General features: G+C 63.8%; 10 protein-coding genes. 5 read left to right on the top strand and 5 right to left on the bottom strand.

Annotated elements, in window-relative coordinates; all coding sequences use genetic code 11:
• Both AB4074_RS18815 and AB4074_RS18810 read right to left on the bottom strand, forming a co-directional pair.
• Positions 1 to 608: ABC transporter permease (locus AB4074_RS18815; RefSeq protein ID WP_441414752.1), on the bottom strand; the 608-nt coding region annotated here is incomplete at its 3' end.
• Positions 609 to 678: 70 nt separating this feature from the next.
• The gene (locus AB4074_RS18810) at positions 679 to 1,674 is read right to left on the bottom strand and encodes a substrate-binding domain-containing protein (protein WP_441414751.1); all 996 of its coding nucleotides are present in this window, start codon (positions 1,672 to 1,674) and stop codon (positions 679 to 681) included.
• A 258-nt stretch (positions 1,675 to 1,932) separates the two neighbouring features.
• Here AB4074_RS18810 and AB4074_RS18805 point away from each other — a divergent pair, with 258 nt between their 5' ends.
• The 3 genes from AB4074_RS18805 (at position 1,933) to AB4074_RS18795 (ending at position 4,311) form a co-directional block, all read left to right on the top strand.
• A complete protein-coding gene (locus tag AB4074_RS18805) occupies positions 1,933 to 2,796 on the top strand; it encodes a sugar phosphate isomerase/epimerase family protein (RefSeq protein WP_441414750.1) in 864 nt (287 codons plus the stop codon).
• Positions 2,781 to 3,089, top strand: a complete 309-nt coding sequence (locus tag AB4074_RS18800) for a hypothetical protein (protein ID WP_441414749.1) — start codon at positions 2,781 to 2,783, stop codon at positions 3,087 to 3,089. The genes AB4074_RS18805 and AB4074_RS18800 overlap by 16 nt, the downstream gene beginning before the upstream one ends.
• A 127-nt stretch (positions 3,090 to 3,216) precedes the next feature.
• Positions 3,217 to 4,311 (top strand): FUSC family protein, encoded by a 1,095-nt coding sequence (locus tag AB4074_RS18795; protein WP_441414748.1) that lies wholly within the window; start codon positions 3,217 to 3,219, stop codon positions 4,309 to 4,311.
• On the opposite strand, the gene AB4074_RS18790 is transcribed toward AB4074_RS18795, so the two are convergent.
• A complete protein-coding gene (locus tag AB4074_RS18790) occupies positions 4,277 to 5,053 on the bottom strand; it encodes an SDR family NAD(P)-dependent oxidoreductase (protein ID WP_441414747.1) in 777 nt (258 codons plus the stop codon). The genes AB4074_RS18795 and AB4074_RS18790 overlap by 35 nt on opposite strands.
• Before the next feature lie 118 nt (positions 5,054 to 5,171).
• Between AB4074_RS18790 and AB4074_RS18785 the strand changes: the two genes are divergently transcribed.
• Complete coding sequence (locus AB4074_RS18785; RefSeq protein ID WP_441414746.1) at positions 5,172 to 5,507, top strand: hypothetical protein; 336 nt, start codon at positions 5,172 to 5,174, stop codon at positions 5,505 to 5,507.
• Between the two features lie 47 nt (positions 5,508 to 5,554).
• On the opposite strand, the gene AB4074_RS18780 is transcribed toward AB4074_RS18785, so the two are convergent.
• Together AB4074_RS18780 and AB4074_RS18775 are read right to left on the bottom strand one after the other, a co-directional pair.
• Positions 5,555 to 5,941 carry a hypothetical protein gene (locus AB4074_RS18780; protein ID WP_441414745.1) on the bottom strand — a complete coding sequence of 129 codons (387 nt, stop codon included), beginning with the start codon at positions 5,939 to 5,941 and terminating at the stop codon, positions 5,555 to 5,557.
• 15 nt (positions 5,942 to 5,956) lie between these two features.
• Positions 5,957 to 7,651, bottom strand: a complete 1,695-nt coding sequence (locus tag AB4074_RS18775) for an EndoS/ChiA family endoglycosidase (protein ID WP_441414744.1) — start codon at positions 7,649 to 7,651, stop codon at positions 5,957 to 5,959.
• Positions 7,652 to 7,803: 152 nt separating this feature from the next.
• Here AB4074_RS18775 and AB4074_RS18770 point away from each other — a divergent pair, with 152 nt between their 5' ends.
• The gene (locus AB4074_RS18770; protein WP_441414743.1) at positions 7,804 to 8,826 is read left to right on the top strand and encodes a LacI family DNA-binding transcriptional regulator; all 1,023 of its coding nucleotides are present in this window, start codon (positions 7,804 to 7,806) and stop codon (positions 8,824 to 8,826) included.

Below are 8,826 nucleotides of genomic sequence, written 5' to 3'. Positions count from 1 at the left end.
ATGATCCAGAAGAACACCGTGATCTTGACCTCGACCCCGCCGATGCTGATCGAGGAAGCGAACACCGCGTGGGCCGAGTCGAACCCGTCCAGCTTGGAAATCGACGGAGAGGACACGGACCCGCCGATCAGGCGGGTCAGGGCCAGGTTCAGGCCCGTGAGCATCAGGAACGTCGCCAGCGTGACGATGAAGGACGGCAGCTTCGTCTTGACCAGGATCCACCCATTGATGAAACCGATCGTCAGGGAAACCAGCAGTGCGATCACCACTCCGACCCATGCATTCATTGAGAAATACCAGCTGAACAGGGACGCGGTCAGGGCCGAGGAAATCACGGCCACACCGGTGGAGAGGTCGAACTCGCCCCCGATCATCAACAGCGACACCCCCACCGCCATGATCCCGATCGTGGAAGACCCATACAGGATCGTCGCCAAGGCATTCGGCTGGGTAAACGTCCCGGACACCGAAGCGAAGAAAATGAAGAGGACAACGGCCCCCACCAGGGCGCCGACTTCAGGACGGGCCATCAACTTGCTCAACGGGCTCCGCTTCGCGACCCGTTCATCCGCGGCAGTTTTGGGTGCCGGGGCAGTAACTAAAGCCATGAAATACCTTTCTTCTCCATCAGCTCGCGCGGCAAGGAAATCGTGCCGCGCGAGCTGAGCGGTCATCGGATTAGCGGATGCCCTGCTGAACGAACTTCAGAACGTCGGAAATGTTGGACTTGTCCACGATCGCCGGGCCCGTGAGGACAGGCTGCCCGCCACCGACCTTGAAACCACCAAGCTTGTTCTGCCAGATCGAGTCAATGGACAAGTAGCCTTGGAGCCACGGCTGCTGGTCCACCGTGAACAGGACCTTGCCATCGTTGATCGCCTGCGCCAGCGCGGGGTTCAGGTCGAAGCTGGCCACCTTGATCGGGCTGTTGGCATCTGCCACGGCTTTGAGAATGGTCAAGGTGAAGGGAGCGCCCAACCCGATGATCACGTCAGCATCCTTGCTGGCCTGCAGTTTCGCCGTCGCAGTGGACTGCACTGCCGTCATATCGGCCCCGTTGACATATAGGATCTCGGTCCCGGGCACCTTCGTCTTCACGCCTGCGCACCGCTGTTCGAGTTGCACCTGTCCCTGTGACATGATCACGCAGATGGGGTGCTTGTAGCCCTGCGAAGCCAGCTTGGCGCCGACCGCTTCGCCAGCCAGGGTCTCATTGGAACCGAAGTGGGTGAACGCCCCCATCTGCGCGGAGACGTCACCGCCGGCGTTGAAGCTCACCACCGGGATGCCGGCGTCGGTGGCCTTCTTCAGCACGTCCTTCATGGCGCCCGGGTTGGCGATGGTGACGGCGATGCCGTCAACCTTCTGGTCGATAGCCTGCTGCACCAGCTGGGACTGGCGCCCCGCGTCGGCGTCGCTCGTATAAAGAACCTCGACATTGTCCTTCGCGGCCGCCGCCTCCGCGCCTTTGCGGACGATGTCCCAGAACGTGTCCCCGGCCTCGGCGTGGGTGATGAGCGCTACCTTGATCCGGGGAGTGCTGGCGGCTTGCCCGCCTCCTGCGGCGTTGGCGCTGTCGGCGGGCTTCCCGCCTCCGCTGGAGCATGCTGCCAGGGCGAGAAGCGGTACTACGGCCAGCGCCACTGCGCTCCGCCGCCAATTGAACTTTGCCACGTGAAATCTCCTTTGATGTCGCGTACTTCGACCGTCGCCCGCGTTTTCTTTGCCTTCGGAAGCAGGGGGACGCCGGAACCATCTAGCTATGAACGGATGTGATCCACTTTCGCGATGATCCGTGTGATCTGTATCGCTTTGTGGAACGCTCCAACGCTAAATCAAGGCTTGACCAATTGTCAATGGAGCGTTCCAATTAGATAGTCGCCGGGTGTTCACACTCCCAACTGCCAACTGCACCACCACGCAAGGAGAACGATGCCGTACTCAACAAGCACCCCCGAACTGATCGCGACCTGCTGGACCAGCGCGGGAGACATCGCGCCTTTGAGCAACCCCGAGACGAGCCCCGTCCCTATCGGCGAGCGCTTGGAAGCCATCGCTTCTACCGGATGGGCGGGGTTCGGACTTGCGTACGATGACCTCGTCGCGGCAAAGGACGTAATCGGCTTCTCCGGACTCCGAAAACTCGTCGACCAAGCGGGCTTCCGTTACGTAGAAGTCGAGCTGCTCAGTAACTGGTGGGACGAGTCCTGCTCCCACGAGTGGAAGCCGCAGCTCGAACTGCTCCTCGATGCCGCCGAAACACTCGGGGCGCGATTCATCAAGGTAGGAACGGCGTTCGGTGAGCCCTTGGATGATCTCGATTTCCTGGTGGAGCCGCTGCGGCGCCTGACAAAGGAAGCCTCACAAAGAGGGACGCGCATCGCCCTCGAGCCCATGCCGTTTTCGATGGTCGGCTCGATGCCGGCGGCCGCCGAGCTCATGCGATCCGTTGATATGCCGGATTGCGGCTTGGTGGTTGACTACTGGCATGTATTCAGGGCTGGAACGAGCTTGGATGAGCTGTCCCGCAGCCTCACCGCCAAGCAGATTTTCGGAGTCGAACTTAATGACGCCGACGCGGAAATCAAGGGGACCCTCTTTGAGGACACCCGGGACAATCGCCGTCTTTGCGGCGAAGGAGACCAAGACGTCACCGGGTTCATCAAAGAGCTCCAAGTCATCGGTTTCAACGGGCCGTGGGGCGTGGAAATCCTCTCCGAACAACACCGCTCACGTCCCGTTCGCGAAGCGCTGGAATCCGCCCGCTCGACGGCGTTGCGATGCTTCCCGGCCTGACGCGCCTTTCGGGCACGTCGGCCACGGGGGCCACGTCGGCCACGTCGGCCACGGTCAAGGCGGACGCCAGGAGGATGCACCTCCAGCACGACTGGGTGGCGCTACTCGGCGAAGTGATCCAGATCCGGTTGGATGACAGGACAGTCCGCACCGGTCGCGTCGACGGCGTCACCCCGGACGGAGCCATCCTATGGATCGAGGGACACGGCGCCGAGCCCCGCACGATGTTCGAGCGCTGCGAAGGGTTCACCGCTTGGATCGACTACAAATGGGATTCCGGGGGATGCCGCTGACCTTGCTGCCTCACTAACGGCCGCCAGCGCGCGACTCACAGAGAAACGTTGTGACCCAGCTAATGGCGCGGATCTTGGGGTGCTGATACCTTCCCAATGGTCGGCTGAATTGATTGGTGGTGTCCCGTTGCGATCAATCTTGGCCCATGCCCGGGCGCTTCATAGGATTCCACCGGCAAGCAACGATCACCTGGCCGCCGTCCGCGTCGCACTGAGCGTCGCCGTGCCGGCGCTTGTGCTTCTCGCGATTGGCCGGACGGACCTCATCATCTACGCCGTGTTCGGCGCCCTGACCGGCATGTACGGCCGTGCCGAATCGCACCAACTGCGACTCAAGCACCAGGCCCAGGCCGCAGCGGTGCTCCTCGTCGGCGTCTCGGTGGGCACGTTCTTGTCCGTCTCGCATATCCATTCATGGGGATTAGTAGCGGTCGAGGCCGTCCTGGCGGGCGTGGGCTCGCTGTTCTCGGACAAGGTGCGGCTCAAGCCCAACGGGCCCTTCTTCGGAATTCTGGCCCTGGGGGCATGCGCTTCCGTCCCCGCGCACATTCCATTTTTCGCTGCAGTCCTGATCTGCGCGGCATCGGCAGCGTTCTCGATGGTGGTTGGCTTCGCCGGATGGCTTCGGTACCGGGGGTGGGAACGCGGCGCCATCCGGGACATTCCGGCATTCAGCACTCAGCTGCGCCAGGCAGCCGGGCTTCACGCGGCAAGGTATGTGCTCGCCGTCGGCGCGGCAGGTGCTTGCGGAGTGTTCACGGGCAGCGGGCACCCGCACTGGGCGATGGCTGCAGCCGCCGTTCCGCTGGCCGGAGCCGATATGCCCAGCCGGCTCCACCGCGGCATCCACCGCATCGTGGGGACGTTCCTCGGCTTGGCGATTGTCGCCGTCGTACTCTTTCCAGGACCACTGTCCCCGCTGCACTACTTCCCCGGGCAAACCGCCATCATCCTGGCCCTGCTGGTAATCGGCTTCCAGTTCCCCACCGAGTTGTTCATGGCTCGGCACTACGGCTGGGCCATGGTGTTCTTCACCCCGGTCATCTTGCTCATGACCCAGTTGGCGGCGCCCGCGGATCCTGGCGTCCTCGTCCTGGAACGCGGGGTGGAGACGTTCGTGGGAGCCGTGATCGGGATTGCGGTGGCGGTGCTGATTCAGGCGCCCCGGCTTACTTCGCGGGGCCGGCCTACTTCGCGGCGAGGCGGGGCGGACCTGACGTAAGCTTCGCCGGCAGGAAGCGCATGACTGCGGTGATCGCTTTGTAGCGCTTCGTCGGTATGGATACCCCTTTGCCCTTGGCGTTGTCTTCCAAGCCTTCCCGGACAACGCGCTCAGCCTTCAGCCACAAAAAGCGCGGAGCCACCGACTTGTCCATGCCCATGCGATCGTGGAATTCCGTGTGGGTGAAGCCCGGGCACACCGCGGTAACCTTCACACCGCTGTCCGCGTACGCAGTGTTCGCCCAACGGCTGAAGCTGACCTGCCAAGCCTTGGCTGCCGAATAGCTACCGCGGTTCGCGAACGCCGCAACGCTGGCGACGTTGATGATCCGGCCCGACTTTCGCGCCAACATGACCTCCAACGCCGCGTGGCACAGCTCCATCGGCGTCTGGACATGCAGCCGCAGATGCCGCTTTTCGTCTTCCACATCGTTCTTCTCGAAAGAGTTCAGCAGCCCGATTCCGGCATTGTTGACCAGCACGTCCACGGGCCGCGAAGCGTCCCGCAGCCTGGTCGCAACAGCCGCAACCCCGACGTCGGAGGTCAAGTCTGCGGGCAGGACCTCCACCGAGATACTGAAGTCCCGTTCAAGCACCTCCGCGCTTGCCCGCAGCCGGCTTTCATCGCGGGCCACGAGGACGAGGTGGTGGCCGGATTCGGCCAGCTGGCGGGCGAATTGAGCACCTAGTCCGGCAGTAGCCCCGGTGACCAAGGCGGTGAGTTCGTTGGCACGAGTTGTCATGCGCCCAGACTAGCCCGTTGACTCTCGTGTGTTCCCGGCGCACGCGGTAGAGTGCCTCAAAAGTGTGCCTTTCGAGTTTCTGGAGGGGCCGCGGCGCGCCAAACCGGGGGAACAGACAATGGATGAGGCTCAGGGCAGGATCGAATTCCGCGAAATCGACGAGCACGGTCATTCGCTGGAGCATCACGTAGAGTCCCCTGAAGCGGCTCGGAGAGCTGCGCTGAATCCGTTCATCATCGGACTGTGGGTGCTGGAGCTGGCCCTTGTCATTGCCATCATGGTGATCATCAATGAGGCGATGACCCCGTTCACCCCCACCCCGGGAAATACGATGCCGTTCGCGTACTTCTTGGCAACGATGATCCCGCAGCTTCTCCTGGCCGCCGCTCTAATCCTGGCGACTCTACTGTTCTGGCACGCCTGGCAATGGCAGAAAAGGAAGGCTCAAAAGTAGGCACCTGCCCCGCAATGGAGGCGAGTGACTAGCGAACATTGGGCGGACTACGCATCTAAGGAAATGGGCGTGATCGCGTCGTGTTCGTCCCAGAGCTTCGCCCCGGAGGCGGTCACTGCCTTGACAGCCATGGCACTGATGAGCTCCCCTGCATGGCGTTGGTCGTTTTCGGTGACGACATACGTGAAGACCAGCTCAGTTTCCCCTCCGGGCGGCACCGGGCCGAAGATCAAGATGGACGGACCGCTCGCGTACTTCAGATCCTCCATGCCCGCGTTGGTAAACGATCGCAAGACGAGAGTGACATCAGTGAGCTCTTCGCCTGAATCATTGATGATCCAGGCGGAATAGATCAAGGTGTCGTGCGGAGCCGCGCTTGCCTTGTCCGCGTAGTGAACCAGGCGCACTCCGGTGCCGTGCAACGGGCAGGTCAAGAAGATTCCCTGTGGTCAGCTACGGCGCGCCCTTCGGTGCCAGACGACCATCGCCCCGCCGATCGCGGCGAGCAGTGCGCCGACGCCCAGCCAACGGAACGGATCAAGCCCGCCCGTAAACGCGAGGGGAGAGCTTGGCCCCGTGCCTGAAGTGATGCCGACCCCGGCCACCGTCACGCTGGGCGTGGCCGACGGCGTCGGTGTGCCGGCCTCGGTCGGCGTCGGTGTGGGCGTGACCGCCGGCGTCGGGGTCGGGGTGGCGGTCGGGGTCGTAGGCCCGGCATCCGCCACCGTGAGGGAAATGCCCGAGCATCCGTCGCAGGCGGTCAGGTCGGCGCGCGGCGCGAGGCCAGCGACCGCCACCGAGACCCGGCCCGGAACGGGCCCCTCGGCAGCCGCCGACACCGGGCCGGATTCAGGAACGACAGCGCTGATACGCGCCGAAACCGCCAGGGTCTCGCTCTTACCGGCGGGCAGATCCACCGTCCACCCCGCGGCGCCATCAAATTGCTGGATCGTACCGGTCGACGCCGTGAGGCCTTCGATTGTCGCGTCGTCAACGAGGTCCCTGAGGTCCACAGGCACGATCGCACCCGGCACGTCGACGGATCCGGCGGTCGCCGACACCGTCCACACGACCGTGTCACCCGGACCCACCTTGCTCCCGTGCGCCGGAGCGGACGCCACCTCTAGCGACCAGGTGCCCTTGGGCACGATGCCTGCGGCTTTGTCCTGCACTGCGGACAAATTCTTCATCCAAGAGAACTGGGAGGGCGTGATGGTGTCATCGCCCCAGGCCTTTCCGTCGCGGTCCACAGCGTATGCGAAGAACCCGCCCTTCCGGGAGCCGGCTTCGGGCTGCCAGGTCGCGTACTGGTACGCGGTGCTCCGCGGCGCCGTGGCAGGATCATAGATGCCTTCGGCGTCACCCCAGCGCATTCGATCCTGCTCCTCCGGGAAAGAGAAGCCGGGCAGGAACTGGCAGGAGGCGATCTTATCCGCGAACGTGTTCCAGGTCCCCTGCATCCCCCACGTGCCCCGGCCGTAGGCCTGCTGGAGCACAAAGGAGACGTTCCCGTGCACGGCCTTGAACAGCGGAGTATTGCCGTCCTGGTTGGTGTCGTATATGAAGATTTTGTCGGTGCCGGACTTCGGGCCGATCAGTTTGCCGAGGGCGTTGAACGCGCCGATCGCGCGAGTGAGGTGGTCGCCCTGAGGAAAGGACTCGACGTCGATGTCAATCCCGTCGAGGCCGTAGGGGGTGACAAAGGTGTCGACGAGCTCCTGCGCGTAGGCGCGGTAGGCGTCCTCGGTCAGCGGGATGTCAGCGTCGGCGAGGCGCTCGAGCCACAGGGTGTAGACCACCTTCGTGCCCTGCGCGTGCAATGCAGGCACGTAGGTGTCGCGCAGAGTGCGCCAATAGTCGGTGTTGGCCGTGGCGCCGGCGTCGAAGACCATCGCCACATCGATCTCCGCGGGGAGGTCGCTCATGCGTGTGACGTTCGGGTGGGGCAAATTCGAATTGGCGTTATGCGGCACGGTGACGTCGCGCCAGGTCCGGTAGTACGCCATCGTGAGGGGCTCCGCCTCGCAGTGCGCGGTATTGCCTATGGATGCCTTGGCGGCGTCATCGGCGACCGCCGGCTGCGGGCCGAAGGCGGCGAGTCCGGCGAGTAGTACCCCTGCACCGAATGCTGTTGTTCGTCTCATTGCTCTCTCCTCTTTGAGGAGGCATCTTCGAAAATCAGCGCGAAGATGCCCGAGTGGGATGCAACTATAGCGATTTAGTAAAACGGTAACAGCTGGAGACCGCCATGCACAGAAAAAGTTTTGAGATGACCCTGTATCGCTACAGTTGAAGCATGAACAAAACGAAGCGCGTGACCATCACGGACATCGCCCGGCTGGCCGGGGTGTCGCCGGGTGCCGTGTCGTTCGCGCTGAACGGGCGACCTGGCGTCAGTGAGCAGACACGAAAGCGCATCCTCACCATCGCCGAGGAGCACCAGTGGCTTCCGAGCTCGGCGGCGCGGCAGCTGGGCGGGGCGGGCGCCGGAGTCATCGGCTTCGCTGTCAACCGCTCTGCAGGCACCCTCGGCGCGGAGGCGTTCTTCACCGAGCTCATCGCCGGCGTCCAGTCAGCCCTCGCGGAGAACCGCATCGCAATGCAGATGGTGCTCGTCTCCTCGATCGAGGAGGAAGTGGCGACCTACCGCCGCTGGCACAGCGCCAACCAGGTCGATGGAGTCATCGTCATCGATCCTCGTGACGAGGACCCGCGTTTCCCCGTGCTGCGCGATCTCGCCCTTCCCGCCGTCGTGCTCGGCAGCCATGCGTCCGACGAAGGCCACCCTGCGACGATCTGGCTCGACGACAGTCAGGTGGCGCACTCCCTCTTCGACTATCTCAGCGCCCTTGGTCATCGCTCGATCGCGTACGTCGCCGGTCCTGCGGAATTCCAACACACGCGCCTGCGCACCGAGGTGCTCGCCGGTCTCGGTGAACGCGGGGTGAGCGGAGAGATGATCGCCACGGACTTCTCGCCCGCCGCGGCATCCACGGCCATGCGCCGCCTCTTGAGTCGACTGGAGCGGCCAACGGCCGTGGTTTTCGACAACGACGTGATGGCGATCGCCGGCCTTCGCGTCGCGCAGGAGATGGGGGTGTCCGTGCCCAAGGATCTCTCCGTCGCCTCCTTCGACGACTCGGTCGTCGCGGGGCTCGTGCACCCGTCGATCACCTGCATCACACGCGACACGTTCGGGCTCGGGGCGGCGGCAGCGGCGTTCCTGCTCGAGCAGATCGATGCCCCCGACGTACTTGCGGACCGCATCGGCGCCATGCCCCAGCTCACTGTCCGCGAGAGTACCGCCGTCCCGCGTTGA

Origin of the sequence: Arthrobacter sp. 2MCAF14 (assembly GCF_052115645.1) — a bacterium.
Taxonomy (GTDB): domain Bacteria; phylum Actinomycetota; class Actinomycetes; order Actinomycetales; family Micrococcaceae; genus Arthrobacter.
The sequence above is the reverse complement of the archived record's forward strand: the minus strand, read 5'-3'. Positions and strand labels throughout refer to the sequence as shown.